The organism is Enterobacter cloacae complex sp. 2022EL-00788 (assembly GCF_026627565.1).
Lineage (GTDB): Bacteria > Pseudomonadota > Gammaproteobacteria > Enterobacterales > Enterobacteriaceae > Enterobacter > Enterobacter pasteurii.
The window spans coordinates 33,273-53,093 of record NZ_JAPNMC010000005.1; the positions used below are offsets into that span (position 1 = coordinate 33,273).

Here is a 19,821-nt window from a genome sequence, read left to right on the forward strand (position 1 = left end):
TCCTCAGGCCGTGGCGTCTTCACCGCGTAACGCAAACGTCAGCCCGACGGGCGTGACGGACTGCAAATAGTCCGGGGTGACGTCGCCAAACAGCTCGCGCACCACGATGCCGCTGTCGGTAATATCCATCACCGCCATATCGGTGTAGATCCGGTCGATGCAGGCCACACCGGTCAGCGGACAGGTGCAGGCTTTGACGATTTTGCACTCGCCTTTTTTGGTCAGGTGTTCGGTCATCACAAACACCTTTTTGGCGCCAATCGCCAGATCCATCGCCCCACCGACCGCCGGGATCGACGACGGCTCCCCGGTGCTCCAGTTAGCCAAATCGCCGCGCTCGGAAACCTGATACGCCCCCAGCACGCAGATATCGAGATGGCCGCCGCGCATCATGGTGAACGAGTCGCCGTGGTGGAAATAGCAGCCGCCCGCCAGCAGCGTCACCGGCTGTTTACCGGCATTAATGAGCTCCGCATCCTCCAGTCCTGCCCGGGGCGCCGGTCCCATGCCGAGAATGCCGTTTTCACTGTGCAGGACGATCTCACGATCGGCAGGCAGGTAATTGGCGATGCGGGTCGGCATGCCGATACCGAGGTTGACGTACGCCCCTTCGGGAATATCGTCGGCAATACGCTGCGCCAGCTGCTGGGGGGTAAGCGTAATCATGCGGACTCCTTAAGCGCTGCCGCCACCCGAACCACGCGCTGCACGAAGATCCCCGGCGTGACCACCGCTTCAGGATCCAGCTCTCCCAGCGCCACCGTCTCGCTCACCTGCGCGATGGTGCAGGCGGCGGCGGTGGCCATAATCGGCCCGAAGTTGCGCCCGGTTTTGTCAAACGTCAGGTTGCCCCAGCGGTCGGCCTTCAGCGCCTTAATCAGCGCGAAATCGGCCTTAAGCGGCGTTTCAAACACGTAATCTTTTCCGTCGATGCGACGCGTCTCTTTGCCTTTAGCCAGGTCGGTACCGAAGCCGGTGGGTGTGAAGATCCCGCCCAGCCCCGCGCCTCCCGCCTGAATGCGCGCCGCAAGGTTGCCCTGCGGCACCAGCTCCAGCTCAACCTCTCCGCGTCGGTAGAGATCGTCGAACACCCAGGAGTCCGCCTGGCGCGGGAACGAGCAGATCACCTTCCTTACGCACCCGGCCTTCAGCAGCGCTGCCAGACCGTAATCGCCGTTGCCCGCGTTGTTGCTGATGAGCGTCAGCGCGCGCGGCCGTCGGCGAATGAGGGCATCCAGCAGCTCTGCGGGCTGTCCCGCCGGGCCAAATCCGCCGACCATCACCACCGCGCCGTCAAAAACGTCAGCAACCGCGTGGTCGGTATCGGCCATCCGTTTATCAATCATTCTGTCACCTCTTGTTTTGCCGGCAGGCTGCGCAGCGCGAACCACGCCAGAATCGCGTAGAGCATCAGCAGCAGGGAAACCGGCCAGTAGGAGTCAAATTCAATCAGCAGCGCTACCGCCAGCATCGGCCCTAATCCCCCGGAGAAGATCGACCCAACCTCGTGCCCGAGCGCCAGACCGGAGTAGCGCACGCGGACCGGGAAGAGATCGCTCATGATGCAGGGCTGAGTACCAATCATCGCTCCGTGGCAAAACGGCAGACCGAGAAACATGCCGAGCAGGATCCAGCCATAGCTGCCAGTAGACAGCAGCCAGAAGAACGGGAACGCCATCACCAACAGGCCAATAACGCCGACGTAATACACCGGCTTAAGGCCGATGCGATCCGAGAGCGCGCCCCAGAACAGAATCGAGAAAAACTCCACCAGCATTGCGAGCGTCACGGCGCTGATGATGTCCCCGGTGCTGATACCGATGTGTCTGGCGTAGACCACCGAGAAGGTAAAGAAGATGTAGGACGCGCCGTTTTCCGGCAGGCGCAGGGCAATCGCCTGCAACAGCGCTTTGGGGTGATCGCGCATCAGTACCAGCAGCGGAATTTTCTCGTGCTTCTCTTCCGGCTTCGCCTGGGTGAACGCCTTGCTTTCGCGGATGTTTTTACGGATATACACGCCGACTAAAAAGATGACGATGCTCAGCAGGAACGGCACGCGCCAGCCCCAGCGCATAAAGTCCGCTTCCGGCAGCTTCTGCACCAGATAAAAGGCAAACGCCGAGAGAACGAACCCACCGGAGACCCCCATCTGGCTCCAGGCGGTGTAGTAGCCGCGACGGGATGCCGGCGCGTTTTCACTCAGCATTAATACGCCCCCGCCCCACTCGCCGCCCGAGGCCACGCCCTGTAAAAAGCGCAGGATGATGAGCGTCAGCGGTGCCCAAATCCCCATCTGCGCGTAGGTGGGCAGCAGGCCGATAACGAAGGTGGTCGCCCCCATCAGCGTTAAGGTCATGATCAGGGTCATCTTGCGGCTGTATCTGTCCCCCAGGTGCCCGAAGAGGATCCCGCCCAGCGGTCGCGCCAGAAAGCCGACCGCGAAACCGGAAAACGCCAGCAGAGTGCCCTGCAGGGGATCGCCTCCCACCGGAAAGAACAGCGGGCCAAACACCAGAGCCGCCGCGGTGCCGTAGAGGAAAAAGTCATACCATTCCAGCGCGTTGCCCAGCACGGACGCGATCACCAGCTTACGCATCTGGTTTGTATCCTGGCTCACGTCGGTCGTGATTTTTTGTTCTGTTACGACATTGCTCATTACGCATTACCCTGTTGGCGGGAAAAATGGCTAGGCCTCAACGTCGTGCCCGACGGCATGGTAACGACGGTTGAAGTAAACCAGCCCGCGAGGCTGGTCGCTGATGCGGATCGCCTGCACCTGGCAGTAAAAGACCGAGTGGCTGCCCACCTCGTGGCAGTCGGCGATCCGGCAGTCGAAGCTGGCAACGGATGAACTCAGCACCGGCGCCCCGCTGCTCATCACCTGCCAGCTGTCGTGCAGGAAGCGCTCTTCAGACCGCAGGCTGGCGTTGGCAAACACGCCGGACAGCGCCTGATGGCTGCTGGAAAGCACGTTCACGCACAGCACGCCGTTGCGGCAGAAATGTTCATGGGCGTATGAGTTGCGGTTCATGCAGACCAGCAGCGTCGGCGGCTGGTCGGTCACGCTACAGACCGCCGAGGCGGTGAAGCCAAATTTGCCCGCCGGGCCGTCGGTGGTTATCACCGACACGGCGCTGCCGAGCTGGGCCATTGCGTTACGAAATTCAGTTTGCAGCGTCATGGTTTTCTTCCTTACAAATCGATGACTAAACGACCGCATCTCGCGCGGGAGCAGCACAGCAGAATCTGGTCGCCATCCGCCTTCTCTTCATCGGTGAGGTAGTGGTCCCGGTGGTCCGGCTCGCCTTCGAGGACGTCCGTCAGGCAACTGCCGCAGATCCCCTGTTTACAGGAGACGTTGACCTTCAGCCCGGCCTGCGCAAGCGCCTCGACGATGGTCTGATTTTCCAGCACGGTCACGGTGATGCCGCTGGCGGCCGCGACAACGTCAAACGCCTCGCCTGCGGTGGCGACGTCGGCGCTAAAGCACTCCTGGTGGATCCGATCCGGGGAGACCCCCTTCGCTAGCGCCTCCGCCTTGACCGCCTCCATCAGGCGCGAAGGGCCGCAGACGTAAACGTGGGTATCCGGCGGCACGTCGCCCAGCACCGCCGCCAGATCCAGGCGCCGTTCATCGCTGAAGTGCAGATGCGGCGCATACGCCGAGGCTTCGAGCTGTGCCGCAAAAGCCGCCTGCTTGCGGGATCGCGCGCAGTAGTGCAGCGCGAACGATCGTCCGGCGGCGTGCAGTTCGGCGGCCATCGCCAGCAACGGCGTGATGCCGATCCCGCCGCCAATCAGCAGGCTGTGCGCCGCGCAGGCGTCGAGGGCAAACAGGTTGCGCGGCTCGCTGGCGGTCACCAGGTCCCCTTCTTTCAGCGCGTGAACGGCCAGCGAGCCGCCCTTCGACTGCCCCTCTTTCAGAATGCCCAGCTGATAGTGGTGCCGGTCCTGCGGATCGCCGCACAGGGAGTACGGACGAATCAGATCTTCGGCGAGATGCAGGTCGACATGCGCGCCCGCGCTAAACGGCGGCAGCGCTAGCCCTTCAGCATGCGTCAGCGTCAGCAGGACAACCTCCCCCAGCAGCTCGCGCCGTGTAACCCGTAAAGTCAGCATGTTGCCTCCTTAGCGCATAAACAGGCCGCCGTTGATGTCCCAGGTTGCCCCGGTGACAAACGACGCCTGGGGTGATGCCAGCAGCGCCACGGCCTGCGCCACAAACCCCGCCTCACCGAGCCTGCCAACCGGGATGGTTTCCAGCAGCCCGGCCATTTTCGCCTCCGGCACCAGCGCGTGAACGGTGGGCAGATCCATGGGCCCCGGGGCAATGGCGTTGACCGTCACGCCTGATTTCGCCAGTTCCCGGGCAAATATTTTGGTGAGGGTGAGGATGCCGCCTTTAGAGGCCGCGTAGTGCGCCCCCGACGCCGTGCCGCCGTTCTGCCCGGCGAGCGAGGCCAGGTTGATAATCCTTCCGTACCCTTTACCGGCAAAGTAGCGGCCAACGGTCTGGCAGCCGATAAAGGTGCCGCGCAGATTGGTGGAGATAACCCGGTCGAACTCGTCGACGTCAATTTCCATCACCGGCGTGGCGAGCGTCAGCGCGGCGTTGTTCACCAGCACCTCCAGGCTGCCGAAGCGGGCGAGGATAGCCGTCAGCGCCCGTTCAAAGTCCTGCGGCTGGCGGATGTCCAGCCCGAGCGCCAGCACCCTGCCGTTATCCAGCTCGTCCGCCGCCTGCCGCGCCCGGCCAGCGTCCACGTCGGTGAGCACGACCTGAAAGCCCTGCTCCAGCAGGCTGGCGGCAATGGTTTTGCCCAGACCGGAGGCCGCGCCGGTCACTAATACGGTTTGCGTCATGCGTGGCTCCTCACAGGATGTAGCCGATGCTGTGCAGCACATCGTCGCTGTTAACCAGGCGGATCACCTTCTGCTGGATCAGCCAGCGGTCGCCCTGCTGGCGCAGGTGCCAGGTGATGTCTGCGGCATAGTGTCGGCTGTGCCCCTTGCGGTGCTCCCACAGGGATTGCGCCCCGCGCACCACGATGGTGTTGCTGTCCGACTCAAGCACGCGCAGACGCGACAGGGTGCGCAGGGTGCGGGCGCGCGGCGTGGTGGAGATCGACTCCCCGCTGTAGAGGCGTTTCACCCGCTTCTCCCGCATGTGGCTATCGTCGCAGGCGTAGTTGAGGGTGTTCTTAAAATCGGTTTCGGCGGGGTCGATGGGCACCACGTACAGCCCGTCGTGCAGCCACAGATCCAGCCAGGCGTTAAATTCGCCCTGGTCGAGCAGATCGCCTTCGAGGTTAACCACCGTCATGGCGGTAAAGAGTGCAGGATCCGGCATCATCATTATTCGGTCTCCGTCATGAGTTTTTTCCACTGGCGATAGGCAGCGCGCATGCCGGTTTCGGCGCTTACGTCACTGCGCAGCCCGTCATCGGTGCGATACTCCCCGGCCAGCCCGCGATTAAGCATGATCCACAGGTCATCACCCGACGTGGCCCCGCGCTGAACGCGCTCCCAGGCTTCGGAGTCATCCGGCGTACCGAATCCCATCGGCCCCTGGAAGTGTTCGTGCAGACGCAGGCGCACCTGATTGGCGATTTCCGGGCCGCCCTCCATGGTGATCGCCGCATGGTGAATTTCGGTTTCGTTCACGGATACCGGCTGGAGGACGCGGAAGAAGGCCATCGAGCAGGCGATGTTAGGGAAAATATTGAGGTTAAAACCGGAGCCGCCGACGGCGCGAACAATGCGGCGCACCTGCGTCTCGTCGTGCTCGGCGCGCAGGGCGTCAGCCAGCTCGATGAAGCGCTCCGGGATGGGGGCGTCGGGAGTAGCGTCCAGGTCCACCAGCTCCGGGATCATCACCATCACGCTGTGGCCGTTGCCGAGATCTTCAACGTAGCCGCTGCCGTCGACGAAGTTGAGCATCTCTTCGGTCTGCTTATCGACGGAGCTTAAGAACGAGCGGTGCACCACCGGAAAGTGGTAGCCGTCGGTGGTATTTTCGAGCTGAATTTTCCAGTTGCCGGGAAAGCGGAAACGGTGCGCGGGTCCGGTTTTTATCGGATAGCCCGCCCCCTGCTTCATAAACAGATCCATCCACTTTTTAGCCGCCCCGAGAAAATCATCCAGCGGTTCAATCTGTTCATTAAAGGTGGCGAAGATCATGCCCGCGTACTGCTCGGTGCGCAGGGATACCAGCCCCAGCTCGCCCTTCTCCAGCTGGTCAGCGTAGCTTTCCGGATGCGGCACGCCGCGCAGGCTGCCGTCCAGCGTGTAGCCCCAGCCGTGGTACGGGCAGACAAAGCTGTTGGTCTTACCGCTGCGGTGTTCGCATACCGTGGCCGCACGGTGGCGGCAGCGGTTCAGCAGCGTATGCACGTTGCCTTTACGGTCGCGCACCACGATCACCGGCTGGGTGCCGATCTCGGTGGTTTTGAAGCTGCCCGTTTCCGGGATTTCGCTGACATGGGCAACCCAGACCCACGTTTTGCTGAAAATTCTCTCCAGCTCCAGGCGGAACAGCGCTTCCGAGGTATAAAGCGACGTATGCACGCGGTCGTGCTGCACGAGCGCCGCAATCGCCGAGCGCGATGGCGCGGTATCGATATTTTTAACGTTGATGAGGTGGTCGCATTGCATATCCAGTCTCCTGCCGATTTAGTTGTTATCCGGTACGGGTAAGGCATCCGCGGCGTGCCAGCGGTCGACCGGCCTGCTGAACAGATTCCGGGTGGTGAAGTGGGTCATTGCCATCCCGCTCTCCTCGCTGGCAAAGCTAACCTCTATTTCAGCCGCGTTAAGGTGCGCGCCGCCTGCGCTGAACGCAGACGTTTGCAGCATCAGCCAGCGGCCCTTAAGCTGCCCGTCCGGCTCGTGCCACAGTGCCTCCGAGCACAGAAAATGGGCGTTAATGGTGAAATGCGCGGGCTTTCGCACGTAGGCCGCCATCATCGTCATAATTGCCTCCCGCCCCCGGTGGCGACCGAGCCGGGTAGCGTAGGGTTCACCCACCCCTTCCCAGCAGGCGTCGACGGTAAAGAGCGCGCCTATGGCCTGCACCGTTTCCGGTGAATCGAGGCGATCGCACAGGTGCATGTAGTCGCTGATGCAGACCCGTGCGGCCTGGTATGCTTCAAGCTGCCGCAGTCGCAGCGCGTCCCGGGCGTTCATGGTCAGCTCTGAATAATCAGTTCGCGGCCCACGCGGGCTTCGATTTTGCAGTACTTCCACAGCCTGCTGCCGCTGTCGCCAACCGGCGTGGTGCGAAACAGGTTGCAGACCGCCGCCACGTTTTCGAGGCGCTCCGCGTCCGCCAGCACGTAGGTGGTCCACGGCGCGGCGGTGGACGGCCCGACCATCAGCTGGTCGTCGTCCATGTTGCCAAGCACGCGAATGCCCTGCGTCTCCTCAATACCCTTCATCATTACGCCGAAGGCGGCCCATACCTGCCCGGCTTCTGCCGCACTCGCATCGAAAAAGTTCTGATTGACGCCGATGCAAAACAGCACGCGTAAGGTTGTTGTCTGGCTCATCCGTTACTCCTTTAGGTAAATGTCACAGGTAACCCGGCAGCGGTTTGCCGCCAAAAAAGACCGTCCCGGCATTCAGGTACGAGAGGTCACCCATAAAGGCATGCTGGGTAATCACCATCGTGTCGCGCACATAGCGCTGGAGCGGGCTGGTCATGCTCACCCCACCCATACCGTTCAGCGCCAGCGCCTGACGCGCCACCTCCGCGGCCACGCGGGTGGCATGGGTAGATGACAGGCGCAGGGCGTTGATTAGCCCGCAGTGCGGATCGTCCCCCGCCAGCAGGCTCTGCCAGACGTCATCGATGGCCTCGTAAAACCACGCGCGGGCGGATCGCAGTTCCGCCTCGCAGCGGGCGATTTGCATCTGCGCCTGCGGGCGTTCAGCCAGGCGCGGTGCGCCGGTGACGGACTGCTGACGATGCGCAAGGGCGTAAATTTCGCTGAGCGCGGCGCGCGCCACGCCGAGCGCCACCACGGAGAGCACCTGCGTGGCAAGCGACAGCACCGGGTAACGGTAGAGCGGCCCCTCCAGATTCAGCGCCCCGCCCCGGACAAAGGTCCATTCATGCGGCACGAAGGCATCGTTGACCACCAGGTCGTGGCTGCCGGTTCCCGCCAGCCCGACGGTGTCCCAGACCGGATCGATCTGCACGCTCTGGCGCGGCAGCACCGCCATCCGCGGCAGGGGGTGGTCATCCTCCGGCAGGAACCCGACGCCCAGCACCGACGCCCCCATGCAGCCGCTGGCAAAGCTCCAGCGGCCGCCAACGCGGTAGCCGCCGTCGGCCCGCTGCGCTTTTTGCGTCGGGAAGATCCCCCCGGCAAAGACCACGTCAGGTCCGTCGCACCACAGCGCCTTCAGCGTGTCTGGCGGAAGCGCGCCGAGATAAAACGGGCTCATGCCGAAGCTCGCCACCCAGCCCGCCGAGCCGTCGGCGGTTGAGATCTGTTCAATCAGCTCGCAAAACTGCGCCGGGGAGCATTCGTCTCCGCCGTACTCTCTGGGCACCAGCGCACGGTAGACGCCTGCCTGTTTGAAACGGGCGATCACGTCGTCAGAAATATGACGCTGATGCTCAAATTCATGGCTGCGGGCAGCAATATCGCTCAGCAGCGGGACCAGCTCCTCACGGACGGGTACGGCAGACATAGCATCCTCCGGATAGTTATCAGCGGCATGCTCGGGGCGAGCGAGGCCGCAATGAGACGAACTCACTGGATCTTCAGGGTGAAAGCAGGAACGTAAGGGCTAGTGACGTCGTCGCGCGTTCAGCCACCCGGCGGCCTGCACCAGCAGCCCGTCATCACCCCTGCGGGCGATAAGCTGGAGCGCCACCGGGCGACCGTCGATTTCGCCCACGGGCAGCGTTATTGCAGGATGACCGCTAAGGTTAAACGGGCGCACCAGCCGGGTGAGATTGACGACGCTGAGCGGCTCTTCTGCTTCCCGCAGCGTCGGCGGCAGCTCCGGCAGCGTCGCCATCGCCAGCAGCGGCGTCATGTTAAGTAAGTCATCCACCTGTTCGGTGAACGCCCGGCGGATTTGCTCCGCGTGGCGAAGCCCCTCTTCGCTAATATCAGCCCCGGCGCGTATGCGCGACGCCACGTCTGGCGAGACTAAATTGCTTTTCAGAAGCGGGCCTGACGCCAGCCAGTTTTCATGGCTGATAAGCGTAAGCCCGGCGCGATGGGCCTCTTCGAGCAGCGGCAGCGCGGCTTCCTGCGGCGTTACGCCAGCCTGAGAGAGAAACTCGTCAATGCAGGCGTCAATATCGGGCTCTGCCGCCAGCACGTACGCCAGGGACGGAAAGGCCTCCAGCGGCGGGCCGACGGGAACGGCCAGGCGGGTCATCACCTTACGCAGAACATCAGCATCGCGGGCGAATACGCCGACGCAGTCAAGCGAACTCTGTTCCGGCATGACGCCGCTGCGGCTCAGTACGCCAAACCCCGGCTTAAGGCCAATAATTCCGCAGCAGGCGGCAGGCATACGCACCGAACCGCCGGTATCCGTCCCGAGAGAAAAATCCACCTCACCGGAGGCCACCACCGCCGCCGAACCGCTGGAGGAGCCCCCGGGGATCAGCGTCGGATAATGTGGGTTTAGCGGTGTGCCGCAGCGCGGATTGATGCCGGTTACGCCGAAAGCCAGCTCGTGCAGCGTTGTTTTACCGGTCAGCACGCACTGCGCCTCCAGCAGCCTGGCGACCACTTCCGCATGGCGCTGCGCAACCGGTGCATTAGCCAGTGCCGGCGATCCCGCCCGCGTACGGTGCCCGGCAACGTCCAGCGTGTCCTTGACCGCAAAGCGGAGATCGCCCTCGCCGAGGGTAAACTGCTCGATATAACCATTGCTCTTGAATACTGGCTTCATGATGAACACCTTAACCAGAAAAAATGAATCACATTCAGGCGGAGCGTCGTTGCGCTTTTTTTGTGCTGAATGACGGTAGGTCAATCATGGAAGATTTAGATGAATATTCAAGTAATAATTCACGTTAATTTTACTAATGCACAACATTTGATTAACCTCTTAACAAGCAGGGTTAATGCTTCATGGCGATGAAAAATAAAACAAAACGGTGGGAAACGGCAGCGACGCAGGCGATATCGCTTTATCGCCACACGTCCTTAAAAAGTGAGTAATTACAGTAAATTAGGAAGAATGGCTACGCGGATCACAAATTTAGTATGCGGTTAAAGTTCGTTGAGGTTATCCAGAACTTTTGCCAGGGAGGCGTTCATTTTCGTTACCTGGCTGGCGGTCATTCCCTTAAAACCTTTCTCAAAAACCTTGCCTGCCTGAGCCATCGCTTCCTCCACTTTCTGGCGACCGGCGTCGGTGAGCTGGACCACCGTCACCCGCGCGTCCTGTTCGCTGCTTGCGGTGGTGACCAGCCCTTCGTCACGCAACCGACCGACGATTTTCGTCACGGTGGGCATCTTGGCCATTGCGTATTCGGCGATCTGGGAAATGCTGGCCCTGCCGTACTGATGCGTCACCATCAGCACCCGAAAGCCGGAGACGTCCAGCTGGGCTTTTTTTAACGTAATCTCCAGGATTTGCGTGTAGCGAGCGTGGACGTTAACGATCCAGTAAAACGGAAACTCTTCGCGGTGAAAGGCAGCGTCAGCGGCCTGACCATCAGTGGTTTTTTTTATCGTCGACATGCGTTTCCTTACCAAAACAGGCGGCAGATGAAGCGATTATACCCTGCGGCCCGGTGACGGACATAGCAGCAATGCGCGTAACGCTGGCGTTTCAGCCCTTTACCGCCGGGCATTAGCGATCCGGATCGCAATATGTTTCATAAATGCTATGCAATTAACAATTATGTATCATTTTTCGAACATTAAATTGACGTCCTGCCTGGCTATTTTCTATACGTTAGCCGACCTGCACTCTCATTCTAATAATCGCAATGTGGAGCTTTTCATGAACGCACCTCCCGCTCAACCGCCTCTGGATCCGCGTCAGCAAGCCGTTATCAAGAAACTGTTCCGTCGTTTAATCGTTTTTTTATTTATTCTGTTTGTTTTTTCCTACCTCGACCGCATCAACATCGGCTTCGCCGGCCTGACGATGGGCAAAGATCTGGGGCTGACCAGCACCATGTTTGGCCTGGCAACCACGCTGTTTTACGTGATGTACGTGATTTGCGGCATTCCCAGTAACGTGATGCTGAGTATCGTCGGCGCGCGCCGCTGGATAGCGATCCTGATGGTGATCTGGGGCATTGCCTCTACCGCGACCATGTTCGCCACCGGACCAAACAGCCTGTACGTGCTGCGCATGCTGGTGGGGATAGCGGAGGCGGGCTTCCTGCCGGGGCTGCTGCTCTATTTAACCTACTGGTTCCCGGCCCACTACCGCGCCCGGGCAAATGCCCTGTTTATGATTGCCATGCCGGTAACGATGGCGCTTGGATCCCTGGCTTCCGGCTATATCCTGAACATGGACGGACTGTTAAATCTCAAGGGCTGGCAGTGGCTGTTCCTGCTGGAAGGTTTCCCGTCGGTACTGCTGGGGCTGGTGGTCTGGTTCTGGCTGGATGACAGCCCGGCGAAGGCCAAATGGCTTACCGAGGACGATAAGGCCTGCCTGAACGAGATGCTGGAAGCCGATAAGGTAGCGCTGCAAACTTCGCAGCTGGCGGCAAGCGCGGCTGTCCTGCCTCAGCGTAGCATGGCGCGGGAGCTCTTTACGCCAGTCATCATTTTGTACACCGTAGCCTATTTCTGCCTGACAAATACCCTGAGCGCGCTGAGCGTCTGGACGCCGCTGATTTTGCGCAGCTTTAACGAAAGCAGCAGTAACGTCACAATCGGTATTCTGAGCGCCATACCTCAGGTTTGTACCATCGTCGCCATGGTGTGGTGGAGTAAGCGATCTGACCGCCTGAACGAGCGCAAGGCGCATACGCTGCTGCCTTATCTGTTTGCCGCCGCGGGCTGGATATTGACCGCCACCAGCACTACCCCACTATGGCAGTTTGCCGGGATCGTTATGGCCTCGGCGGGCGCCTTTGCCGCAATGGTCATCTTCTGGACTACGCCGGATCGCTATATCTCCCTGCGCGCGCGGGCGGTGGGTATCGCGGTCATTAACGCCACCGGCATGACCGGCGCGGCGCTCGGTCCCCTGCTGATGGGCTGGATGAAAGACGTCACGGGGAACTTTAACGCCGGGATTTTCATGGTGGCCGGATTCCTGGTGCTGGGGGCATTGATTATCGCCGTTATTCCAATGAAAAAGGTCAGCGCGCCCGAGGCGGCGCCATCACCGGCCGCTTGACTTATTTTGCAATAAATGTACTTTTCAGGACATGGAGAAGATCCTGATTATCGTCCCTGACGGCGGCATGCTGTTCGAAGCCGCCGGTATCGCAGACATTCTGATGCAGGCCAACCGGCTGCACCCGGACGGCCTTGCGCAGCCCCGCTATCGCATCATTATCGCCACCACGCAGCCGCATCAGGTGATCCACGGCCAGTCCGGATTAAACCTGCTGGCGGACTACCGCCTGCCGGAGCTGGATCCGCGCGAGCCGCTGGACACCATCATCATTACCGGACGCGGCATGAATGAGCAGGAGAGCACTGCCGTCGTGGACTGGCTGCACCTTGCCGCGCCGCATGCGCGACGCGTTGCCTCCATATGCGGCGGCGCCCTGCTGCTGGCACAGGCGGGGCTGCTCGACGGGCGGCGGGCAACCACCCACTGGCGTCTTCTGGAGACGCTGCAAACCCTCTATCCTGCGGTTAACGTTGTGGGCGGCCCGCTCTATATTCAGGATGGTTCCGTCTGGACCTCTGGCGGCGTCAGCTCCGGTTTTGACCTGACCCTGGCGCTGGTGGAGGACGATTACGGCTTTACCCTGGCACGCAACGTGGCGCAGGACATGGTGATGTACCTGAGACGTCCCGGCGGTCAGCTCCAGTTCAGCCGCTATAGCCTGGAGCAGTCCGCCGCAGCCGGCCCCGTCAGCGAGCTGCAAAGCTGGATCCTGGAGCATCTCACCGCCGATTTGTGCGTCGAAAAGCTGGCAGAACGGGTAGCGATGAGTCCACGCAATTTCACCCGCGTGTTTACCCGTGACGCCGGCGTGCCTCCCGCCCGCTACGTCACGGAGGCTCGCCTGGCCGCCGCCCGACAGCTTCTTGAACAGACCCACGATTCACTTGAAGCCATTGCCGAAAAAAGCGGATTTGGTACCAGCATTAACCTGCGCCGCGTTTTTGAAAAGCAGCTCCACCTGACGCCGGGAGAATACCGCCAGCGCTTCCACTGTCGCAAAATGGCGTAATATGATCCTTTTTTGTCATTTACGCCATCCCGACCGACGCCTACAGTGACTCCAGACAACACAGATAAGGAGTGCATCATGGTTAAGGTCGGTATTAACGGTTTCGGCCGTATCGGACGTAACGTCCTGCGCGCGGCGCTGGGCAACCCTGACCTTCAGATTGTGGCCATTAACGATCTGACGGACAGTAAAACCCTCGCCCATCTGCTGAAATATGACTCACTGTTGGGCACGCTGCCGGTGCCCGTTGAAGCGGCGGACGGCGCGCTCCAGGTGGACGGCCAGCGCATCACCGTATTTAGCGAACGCGATCCGGCCAACATCCGCTGGAAAGACGCGGGCGTCGAGGTGGTAATCGAAGCCACCGGATTCTTTACCGAGCGAGAAAAAGCGGCGGTGCATATCTCAAGCGGCGGCGCGAAACGCGTCATCATTTCCGCGCCGGGCAAAAACGATGACCTGACGGTGGTGATGGGCGTGAACGACGGGCTGTACGATCCGGCACAGCATTTCGTGGTCAGCAACGGGAGCTGCACCACTAACGGACTGGCGCCGGCCGCGCAGGTGCTGCACCAGCAGTTTGGCATTGAGCACGGTCTGATGAACACCACCCATGCGTACACCAACAGCCAGGCGCTGCACGACCAGCCCGAGAAAGATCTGCGCGGCGCACGCGCGGCGGCGCTGTCGATTGTGCCTTACTCCAGCGGCGCGGCGAAAGCGCTGGGGAAAGTGATCCCCTCCCTCGACGGTAAGCTGACCGGGTACTCCCTGCGCGTGCCGGTTCCGGTGGTATCGATTGTCGACCTGACCGTAACGCTGAGCCGCGATGTGACCGCCGGGGAGGTCAATGACGCGTTCCGTCAGGCAGCCGCCAGCGGACCGCTGAAGGGCATTCTGGGCTACAGCGATGAACCGCTGGTCTCCAGCGACTATCAGGGCGACCCGCGCTCTTCCATCATCGACGGGCTTTCCACGCTGGTTATTGGCGGGAACATGGTGAAAATCCTTTCCTGGTATGACAACGAGTGGGGATTCTCAAATCGCCTGGTGGATCTGGCGGTACTGATGGATAAGAAAGGGTTATAAGATTTAAGCCGGGGGGCGCTTGGGTCCCCCCGGCCTGTAGGGTATTTAGTTGATTAATGTGTTCCGCAATATTTATCTTATCAATTCTTAAAGGCCACTCATCACCTGATAAAATATATAAGCCCTTTGGTTTTAATAAATATCAGTCCTGAGAGTGCGATCACTTTTCTTTTTTTGCATAGCAGTCATTATTTATCCCACCAACAACAGGGATAAATAATGCATTACAGCAAATCAATTATAGAAAAAATAGGTTCCGATAAAGATCTTGCTTTAAGGCTAGACTATGCTGTTGCAGGGGTTAAAGATGGAGCCATTGAATATTTAAATAATCTTGGCGATGCTACTACACGTTTACTCTATTATACCTCTTGCTTCACTGATAATTACTTTGATGTATGTAAAAAACTGGCTTCCGAAGACAAAAGATTCATGCTAGGTATTGTAGAATTAGTTAAACATAGAGATTTAATATTCCGCATGGTTAAGATGTATATAGAAACAATGCTGAAAAATAGAAGTGAGCATGAGAAACAAAGTATACTCGAAAAAGTCATTCCCTTCACGACAGGTTATTCAATAAAGCAAGTCTCTAAAACAGGCCTGATTTACGTTGTAGCAAAATATATATGCTATGGCAATAAAATGAACACCGCTGTACAAAATGCCTTAATGAAAAAAGTTGCCGGGCGAATGGGAGGTGCATTTTTAGTCTTAAACGCCTATGCCCTGGTTCAACACGCGGCTGAAAGCGCAAATAACCTTAAGACATCCCTGCCATTATTTTACCAGGCTTTATATTTAGAGAGAATTGAAATGATGTATTTTCTCATCGAACCGGTAATTATGAAAGCTGGTTATTTGAATATTTACACAGCATCAGACGATGATATCACTAATGCATTTATAAAATTATTCCGGTAATGAAAAAGTTCATCAAGAGCCTTATTAGAATCATCCTGGAAGACTTGAAGAATGATTTTAAAGCCTATACCTCTATTTTTGTTATTGTGGTTTTATCCACGATACCAGCAAACTTCATTGAGAATGATATAACCGCAATCCTTACCATAGGGGTGATTGCTGTAGTTGTTCTTTACGTTTTCTATTTCTACGAACCCAAAGGATAAATAAATATCTACCCCAGCACATATTTGGTTTACGGATGAAAACAATGCCCCCATTCCAGGAGAATGTTTAATGCCTTCAAGATTGGGCTCTACCGAACTTAAATGCTTTAACCATTCTGTCTGGATACCCACCTGTTCGAACACCGGGAAATTGACAGGAACACGACTACATATTCCTGTTACCTTTGAGAAAGAAATAGACCGCATCACTCCCTATCTCTTTCGAGCCGTATGTACAGGGAGAATGTTCAAAACGGCATTGATTAAAATTTATAAAATTAATGACGCCGGGATGGAGTATGAATACTTCAACATAACGCTGGAAAATGTGAAGATAACCCGGATCTCCCCAGTCCTGCATCCACTTGGTATCGCCAGCGCGCACATGGAGGAGGTTGAAGTGCGTTATGAAGCCATTGAATGGAAATATTGTGACGGAAATATCAGGTTTAAAGATACCTGGAATGAGAGGGCGACGGCATAATACCAGTACAGCCGATAATCCCCTCTCCCGCAGGGGAGGGGAAGTAATTACTCCGCTTTAACCTTCACACCCATAAGCACAATGACCATCGCCGTGACCAGCAGGAAACCGCTTCCGGCAAAGACCCCGCTGGCACCGTTAAGATCAAACACCGCCCCGCCACCTGCCGCGCCCGCGCCGATGGCAAACTGGATGGATGCCACCAGCAGGCCCCCTGCACTTTCCGCTTCATCCGGAACGGTGGTAGCAAGCCACGTTGACCAGCCCACCGGCACCAGACCAAAGGCAAAGCCCCACATCGCCACCAGCAGTCCGTCCAGCATTGCCAGATGGCCAAACGCCACCATAGCGAGTGCCAGCATCCCCATGGCGAACGGGACCAGCGCCAGCGTCAGGCGCAGATTGCGCGCCAGCAGGTGTCCGGCAACGGAGGTGCCGATAAAGTTGGCAATACCAAAGCCCAGCAGGATCAGCGAGATGCTTTCTACGCTCGCCTGCCCCACCGTTTCGAGGAACGGACGCAGGTAGGTAAAGAAGGCAAAATGGCCGCTGAAGATAAGGATCGTCGCCAGCATTCCGCCAATCATCCCCGGACGACGCAGCACGCGGAACAGCGTACTCAGGCTCCCGCTGCTCTCCGGCTTCATGGACGGCAGGACCCAGAGCTGCCACAGCAGCGCCAGCATGCTCGGCAGAATGCACAGGATAAACACGTTACGCCAGCCGATCAGGCTGCCAAGATAGCTCCCCAGCGGCGCCGCAACCACCGTAGCAATCGAAACGCTGGAGAAGATCACCGCCAGCGCTTTTGGCACTTTATCGGCAGGGACCAGACGCATCGCCGTCGCGGTCGACATCGCCCAGAATCCCCCGATGGCAATGCCCAGCAGCAGGCGCCCCATCAGCAAAACGTGAAGCCCGGGCGCAAAGGCCACCAGCAGGCTGGAGACGATTTGCAGCACCGAGAAAAACATCAGCACCCAGCGCCGGTCGATACTTTTGGTCGCGGGGGTAATCAGCAGCCCGGTCACCAGCGCCACGAGGGCGGTGGCGGTAACGGCCTGTCCCGCCATTCCCTCACTCACCTCCAGGCTTGCGGCCATCGGCGTTAACAGACTGGCGGGCAGAAACTCTGCCGTTATCAAACCGAATACCCCCAGCCCCAGGGAATAAACCGCCCGCCAGGCAGGTTTTGCCGGCGCTACGGCCTCTCTCGCCGCGACACATGAGTTCATCTGTTGTACTCCCGTTATAGAAATGTGACTAATGTCGCAAAAGCATAGAGAGTTCAGCATGGACGATCTATGACATATAATCTCCACTTATTGATTATTCGTCCGGAGTTATGCCATGACCGTTACGTCACCCGATTTGATCAGCGAACTGCTGCGCGGCATGCGCCTGTCGGGCGTGAAGTATCGACGGATTGAAGCCAGCGCGCCGTTTGGCGTGGCCTTCCATCAGGCCGCGGGGAAGGCGCAATTTCATTTTGTCAGCCACGGCACTGCCCTGCTGCGTATGGAGAGCGGCGCGACGTTCCCGCTTAACGGCGGCGACGCGCTGTTCATCCCAAACGGCAACGCCCACGCCCTGCTCTCGGATGAACGCGCCGACATCACCCCGGTCAGCGCCTTTCCGGGAGAACCCCTTTGCGGTTCGGTCTGCGCTATCACCTGCGATCCGTGTCCGGACAAGGAGAAAACCATCATCTTCAGCGGATGTATGGATTTTGAACTAGGGGGCATGCAGCCTCTGATCAAAGCCATGCCGGAAGTCATGATGGTGAGCCGGCTGATGTCAACCTGGCCGGAGATCCACCCGCTGCTTGCGGCGATGGAGCGCGAATCGATGACGCGCCAGGCCGGATTCGCGGGGATCCTGGCTCGCCTTGCGGACGTGGTCGCCGCGCTGATTGTTCGCGGCTGGGTGGAGGCGGGATGCGGCAACGCCACCGGATGGGTGCAGGTGCTGCGTGACCCGCGCCTGAGCCGGGCCATTTACGCAATGCACCAGCAGCCGGGCCTGAACTGGAGCGTGGCGGACCTCGCGAAGGAAGCCGGCACCTCCCGGTCCGTGTTTGCCGAGCGCTTTCTCGCCGCGACGGGCACCACGCCGGCCAGATACCTCAGCGAGCTGAGGATGCGGCTGGCCATTCAGTATATTCGTCATGAAAATCAGCCGATTGAAGCGGTCGCGCTGCGGCTGGGTTACGGCTCTCTGGCGGCGTTCAGCCGGGCGTTTAAGCGGATTATCGGGCATGCGCCGGGCACGCTGCGGGAAGCCAGCCAGGCCCCGGAGGAGGCCTGACTGGCGAACGGCATCAGAAGTAGTATTTAAAGCGCACGCGTCCGCCGTAGCGATCGTCATTCCGGTCATCGCCGTCGTTCGGATGCGCTTCCACCCAGGAGGCGTAGGCGCCAAGATAAATATTGAAGTTTTTCATCTTCATGACGTTCGGGATCAGGTATGAAGCATGCAGGGTGTGAATATCATAATCCCCGGGATCGGTGACCCAGCAGTCGCCGTCGCAGTCAGCGTCAAAGTTAGCGGCGTTGAAGCTATCGATCTGGTTATGCGCATAGATATAGCCCAGCTCAAAATTACGCCATAAGGCATTCACGCCCGCGGTGAAATCCTTCTCGTCCGTGGCATCCATATATGCGGTGTTCAGGTTCGCCACGATGCCGTTATCCGGGTCGGTTTTCTGCCCGTTCCACGTCATGGTGAAGCCGTAGCCAGTGCGGTCAGACTGATCCACCCAGTTCCCCGATCCGTCGCGGTAGCCGTAGGCGTTGTTGACAAGGTTGCTCTCCATCGCGAGGGCCGTCGAGAAGTTGCCCTCCTGCCAGGCAATAACCGGGCGAACGTAAGCGACGTTCTTATCGTTATCCAGATCCACGCCGTGATACTGCTGGTCTACAAACAGCGCGCTGCCATCTTCCAGCAGGGTGTTAACCTCGAAATACCAGTTACCGAGGGTTTTGCTCAGCAGGAAGTTACCGCCGCTGTCGCTACGCCCCCGCCCCTCTTTCATCATGTAGATGTAGCCATAGCCGTCGCTGTAAAGATCGTTGGCCGTGTTGCCGGAATATTCAACGAAGGTGTCCTGATTCAGCGGGAACATGTCGTAGGCTTCGAAGCGGCCGACCTTCACCTGCCAGTCGTTTTCCGTGCCGAAGAAGAAAACGGCATCATCCAGATTCATTTTGCCCGTCAGGTCCGCCAGCGGCTGCACGGAGAAACCGGCAAAGTTGCCGTTTTCCATGCGCCTGTAGCCGTCAAAGCCCAGCAGAAGGCGTCCGTTAATATCCCAGCGTTCGTGGCTGCCGGGTGCCCAGTCCTTATTGGCCGACGTTTTTACAGAGGTTAAGCTGCCGGTCCTGCTGGCCGCGTCCATATTAAATTCGACGTCACCATAAAACTTAATATCCCCGTAGCCGGATAACGTCAGCTTCGGCGCCGCTTGCCCTGCGGCAGGCTCGGTGGATTCAACGACCACCGGATAAGTGGTAACGCCAATCCGCTGTTGTTCCAGAGCCTGAATTTGTGCTTCCGCCTTTGCCGCCCTTGATTCGGCCTTTTCGAGACGCGCCTCGAGCTGCGCCAGTTTATTTTCCAGCTGCCCGGTCTCTTTTGCTGCCATTGCTCCGGTAGTACAAAACGCACTGATAATAAGTGCAAGATATTTCACTTTCATCGACTCCATCCTCGTGAGTTAATCATTATTTCCTGACGGACACAGAGAACCTCACCGATAATTCGCA

The 19,821-nt window shown here is 58.8% G+C and carries 21 protein-coding genes; 6 read left to right on the forward strand and 15 right to left on the reverse strand.

Annotated elements, in window-relative coordinates; translation table 11 throughout:
• Positions 1-3: 3 nt before the first annotated feature.
• The 13 genes from OWK27_RS09045 to OWK27_RS09105 form a co-directional block, all read right to left on the reverse strand.
• Complete coding sequence (locus tag OWK27_RS09045) at positions 4-666, reverse strand: 3-oxoacid CoA-transferase subunit B (RefSeq protein ID WP_252003872.1); 663 nt, start codon at positions 664-666, stop codon at positions 4-6.
• Entirely contained in the window at positions 663-1,346 is a 684-nt protein-coding gene (locus OWK27_RS09050) for a 3-oxoacid CoA-transferase subunit A (protein WP_252003873.1), read from the reverse strand. The genes OWK27_RS09045 and OWK27_RS09050 overlap by 4 nt, the downstream gene beginning before the upstream one ends.
• A complete protein-coding gene (locus OWK27_RS09055) occupies positions 1,343-2,656 on the reverse strand; it encodes an MFS transporter (protein WP_148417998.1) in 1,314 nt (437 codons plus the stop codon). The genes OWK27_RS09050 and OWK27_RS09055 overlap by 4 nt, the downstream gene beginning before the upstream one ends.
• A 30-nt stretch (positions 2,657-2,686) precedes the next feature.
• A complete protein-coding gene (locus OWK27_RS09060; RefSeq protein ID WP_252003874.1) occupies positions 2,687-3,181 on the reverse strand; it encodes a flavin reductase in 495 nt (164 codons plus the stop codon).
• Positions 3,182-3,192: 11 nt separating this feature from the next.
• Complete coding sequence (locus tag OWK27_RS09065; RefSeq protein WP_267590261.1) at positions 3,193-4,119, reverse strand: PDR/VanB family oxidoreductase; 927 nt, start codon at positions 4,117-4,119, stop codon at positions 3,193-3,195.
• Between the two features lie 9 nt (positions 4,120-4,128).
• Positions 4,129-4,863 carry an SDR family NAD(P)-dependent oxidoreductase gene (locus tag OWK27_RS09070; RefSeq protein WP_148418001.1) on the reverse strand — a complete coding sequence of 245 codons (735 nt, stop codon included), beginning with the start codon at positions 4,861-4,863 and terminating at the stop codon, positions 4,129-4,131.
• Positions 4,864-4,873: 10 nt separating this feature from the next.
• Positions 4,874-5,353 (reverse strand): aromatic-ring-hydroxylating dioxygenase subunit beta, encoded by a 480-nt coding sequence (locus OWK27_RS09075; protein ID WP_148418282.1) that lies wholly within the window; start codon positions 5,351-5,353, stop codon positions 4,874-4,876.
• Positions 5,354-5,355: 2 nt separating this feature from the next.
• Positions 5,356-6,654, reverse strand: a complete 1,299-nt coding sequence (locus tag OWK27_RS09080) for an aromatic ring-hydroxylating oxygenase subunit alpha (RefSeq protein WP_267590262.1) — start codon at positions 6,652-6,654, stop codon at positions 5,356-5,358.
• Positions 6,655-6,672: 18 nt separating this feature from the next.
• Positions 6,673-7,185, reverse strand: coding sequence for a nuclear transport factor 2 family protein (locus OWK27_RS09085; protein ID WP_148418003.1), 513 nt, complete (start codon positions 7,183-7,185; stop codon positions 6,673-6,675).
• 2 nt (positions 7,186-7,187) lie between these two features.
• Positions 7,188-7,547, reverse strand: a complete 360-nt coding sequence (locus OWK27_RS09090; RefSeq protein WP_148418004.1) for an IacB protein — start codon at positions 7,545-7,547, stop codon at positions 7,188-7,190.
• A 22-nt stretch (positions 7,548-7,569) separates the two neighbouring features.
• Positions 7,570-8,697 (reverse strand): acyl-CoA dehydrogenase family protein, encoded by a 1,128-nt coding sequence (locus tag OWK27_RS09095; protein WP_267590263.1) that lies wholly within the window; start codon positions 8,695-8,697, stop codon positions 7,570-7,572.
• Positions 8,698-8,796: 99 nt separating this feature from the next.
• Positions 8,797-9,921: an amidase gene (locus tag OWK27_RS09100; protein ID WP_267590264.1), complete on the reverse strand. Its 1,125-nt coding sequence runs from the start codon at positions 9,919-9,921 to the stop codon at positions 8,797-8,799.
• Between the two features lie 323 nt (positions 9,922-10,244).
• Positions 10,245-10,718 carry a MarR family winged helix-turn-helix transcriptional regulator gene (locus OWK27_RS09105; protein ID WP_267590265.1) on the reverse strand — a complete coding sequence of 158 codons (474 nt, stop codon included), beginning with the start codon at positions 10,716-10,718 and terminating at the stop codon, positions 10,245-10,247.
• Between the two features lie 265 nt (positions 10,719-10,983).
• Between OWK27_RS09105 and hpaX the strand changes: the two genes are divergently transcribed.
• The 5 genes from hpaX to OWK27_RS09130 all read left to right on the forward strand — a co-directional run bounded on the left by hpaX (position 10,984) and on the right by OWK27_RS09130 (position 16,057).
• Positions 10,984-12,342 carry a 4-hydroxyphenylacetate permease gene (hpaX, locus tag OWK27_RS09110; RefSeq protein ID WP_242172372.1) on the forward strand — a complete coding sequence of 453 codons (1,359 nt, stop codon included), beginning with the start codon at positions 10,984-10,986 and terminating at the stop codon, positions 12,340-12,342.
• Between the two features lie 31 nt (positions 12,343-12,373).
• Positions 12,374-13,354 (forward strand): GlxA family transcriptional regulator, encoded by a 981-nt coding sequence (locus tag OWK27_RS09115; protein WP_267590266.1) that lies wholly within the window; start codon positions 12,374-12,376, stop codon positions 13,352-13,354.
• A 78-nt stretch (positions 13,355-13,432) separates the two neighbouring features.
• Positions 13,433-14,443 carry a type I glyceraldehyde-3-phosphate dehydrogenase gene (gene gap / locus OWK27_RS09120; RefSeq protein ID WP_193354593.1) on the forward strand — a complete coding sequence of 337 codons (1,011 nt, stop codon included), beginning with the start codon at positions 13,433-13,435 and terminating at the stop codon, positions 14,441-14,443.
• A gap of 219 nt (positions 14,444-14,662) precedes the next feature.
• On the forward strand, positions 14,663-15,367 hold the full coding sequence (locus OWK27_RS09125; RefSeq protein WP_267590267.1) for a hypothetical protein: 705 nt from the start codon (positions 14,663-14,665) through the stop codon (positions 15,365-15,367).
• 210 nt (positions 15,368-15,577) lie between these two features.
• On the forward strand, positions 15,578-16,057 hold the full coding sequence (locus OWK27_RS09130; RefSeq protein WP_267590365.1) for an Hcp family type VI secretion system effector: 480 nt from the start codon (positions 15,578-15,580) through the stop codon (positions 16,055-16,057).
• 47 nt (positions 16,058-16,104) lie between these two features.
• On the opposite strand, the gene OWK27_RS09135 is transcribed toward OWK27_RS09130, so the two are convergent.
• Positions 16,105-17,292 (reverse strand): MFS transporter, encoded by a 1,188-nt coding sequence (locus OWK27_RS09135; RefSeq protein ID WP_148418011.1) that lies wholly within the window; start codon positions 17,290-17,292, stop codon positions 16,105-16,107.
• Between the two features lie 115 nt (positions 17,293-17,407).
• Between OWK27_RS09135 and OWK27_RS09140 the strand changes: the two genes are divergently transcribed.
• A complete protein-coding gene (locus OWK27_RS09140; protein WP_193354600.1) occupies positions 17,408-18,364 on the forward strand; it encodes an AraC family transcriptional regulator in 957 nt (318 codons plus the stop codon).
• A 13-nt stretch (positions 18,365-18,377) separates the two neighbouring features.
• Here the strand turns inward: OWK27_RS09140 and OWK27_RS09145 are convergent, their stop codons facing one another.
• Positions 18,378-19,754 carry a carbohydrate porin gene (locus OWK27_RS09145; RefSeq protein WP_267590268.1) on the reverse strand — a complete coding sequence of 459 codons (1,377 nt, stop codon included), beginning with the start codon at positions 19,752-19,754 and terminating at the stop codon, positions 18,378-18,380.
• Between the last annotated feature and the right edge of the window lie 67 nt (positions 19,755-19,821).

Excerpts from the sequence above, each read along its gene's own strand:
- OWK27_RS09045 (WP_252003872.1), bottom strand. The coding sequence starts at position 666 with ATGATTACGCTTACCCCCCAGCAGCTGGCGCAGCGTATTGCCGACGAT.
- OWK27_RS09050 (WP_252003873.1), bottom strand. The coding sequence starts at position 1,346 with ATGATTGATAAACGGATGGCCGATACCGACCACGCGGTTGCTGACGTT.
- OWK27_RS09055 (WP_148417998.1), bottom strand. The coding sequence starts at position 2,656 with ATGAGCAATGTCGTAACAGAACAAAAAATCACGACCGACGTGAGCCAG.
- OWK27_RS09060 (WP_252003874.1), bottom strand. The coding sequence starts at position 3,181 with ATGACGCTGCAAACTGAATTTCGTAACGCAATGGCCCAGCTCGGCAGC.
- OWK27_RS09065 (WP_267590261.1), bottom strand. The coding sequence starts at position 4,119 with ATGCTGACTTTACGGGTTACACGGCGCGAGCTGCTGGGGGAGGTTGTC.
- OWK27_RS09070 (WP_148418001.1), bottom strand. The coding sequence starts at position 4,863 with ATGACGCAAACCGTATTAGTGACCGGCGCGGCCTCCGGTCTGGGCAAA.
- OWK27_RS09075 (WP_148418282.1), bottom strand. The coding sequence starts at position 5,353 with ATGATGCCGGATCCTGCACTCTTTACCGCCATGACGGTGGTTAACCTC.
- OWK27_RS09080 (WP_267590262.1), bottom strand. The coding sequence starts at position 6,654 with ATGCAATGCGACCACCTCATCAACGTTAAAAATATCGATACCGCGCCA.
- OWK27_RS09085 (WP_148418003.1), bottom strand. The coding sequence starts at position 7,185 with ATGAACGCCCGGGACGCGCTGCGACTGCGGCAGCTTGAAGCATACCAG.
- OWK27_RS09090 (WP_148418004.1), bottom strand. The coding sequence starts at position 7,547 with ATGAGCCAGACAACAACCTTACGCGTGCTGTTTTGCATCGGCGTCAAT.
- OWK27_RS09095 (WP_267590263.1), bottom strand. The coding sequence starts at position 8,697 with ATGTCTGCCGTACCCGTCCGTGAGGAGCTGGTCCCGCTGCTGAGCGAT.
- OWK27_RS09100 (WP_267590264.1), bottom strand. The coding sequence starts at position 9,921 with ATGAAGCCAGTATTCAAGAGCAATGGTTATATCGAGCAGTTTACCCTC.
- OWK27_RS09105 (WP_267590265.1), bottom strand. The coding sequence starts at position 10,718 with ATGTCGACGATAAAAAAAACCACTGATGGTCAGGCCGCTGACGCTGCC.
- hpaX (WP_242172372.1), top strand. The coding sequence starts at position 10,984 with ATGAACGCACCTCCCGCTCAACCGCCTCTGGATCCGCGTCAGCAAGCC.
- OWK27_RS09115 (WP_267590266.1), top strand. The coding sequence starts at position 12,374 with ATGGAGAAGATCCTGATTATCGTCCCTGACGGCGGCATGCTGTTCGAA.
- gap (WP_193354593.1), top strand. The coding sequence starts at position 13,433 with ATGGTTAAGGTCGGTATTAACGGTTTCGGCCGTATCGGACGTAACGTC.
- OWK27_RS09125 (WP_267590267.1), top strand. The coding sequence starts at position 14,663 with ATGCATTACAGCAAATCAATTATAGAAAAAATAGGTTCCGATAAAGAT.
- OWK27_RS09135 (WP_148418011.1), bottom strand. The coding sequence starts at position 17,292 with ATGAACTCATGTGTCGCGGCGAGAGAGGCCGTAGCGCCGGCAAAACCT.
- OWK27_RS09140 (WP_193354600.1), top strand. The coding sequence starts at position 17,408 with ATGACCGTTACGTCACCCGATTTGATCAGCGAACTGCTGCGCGGCATG.
- OWK27_RS09145 (WP_267590268.1), bottom strand. The coding sequence starts at position 19,754 with ATGAAAGTGAAATATCTTGCACTTATTATCAGTGCGTTTTGTACTACC.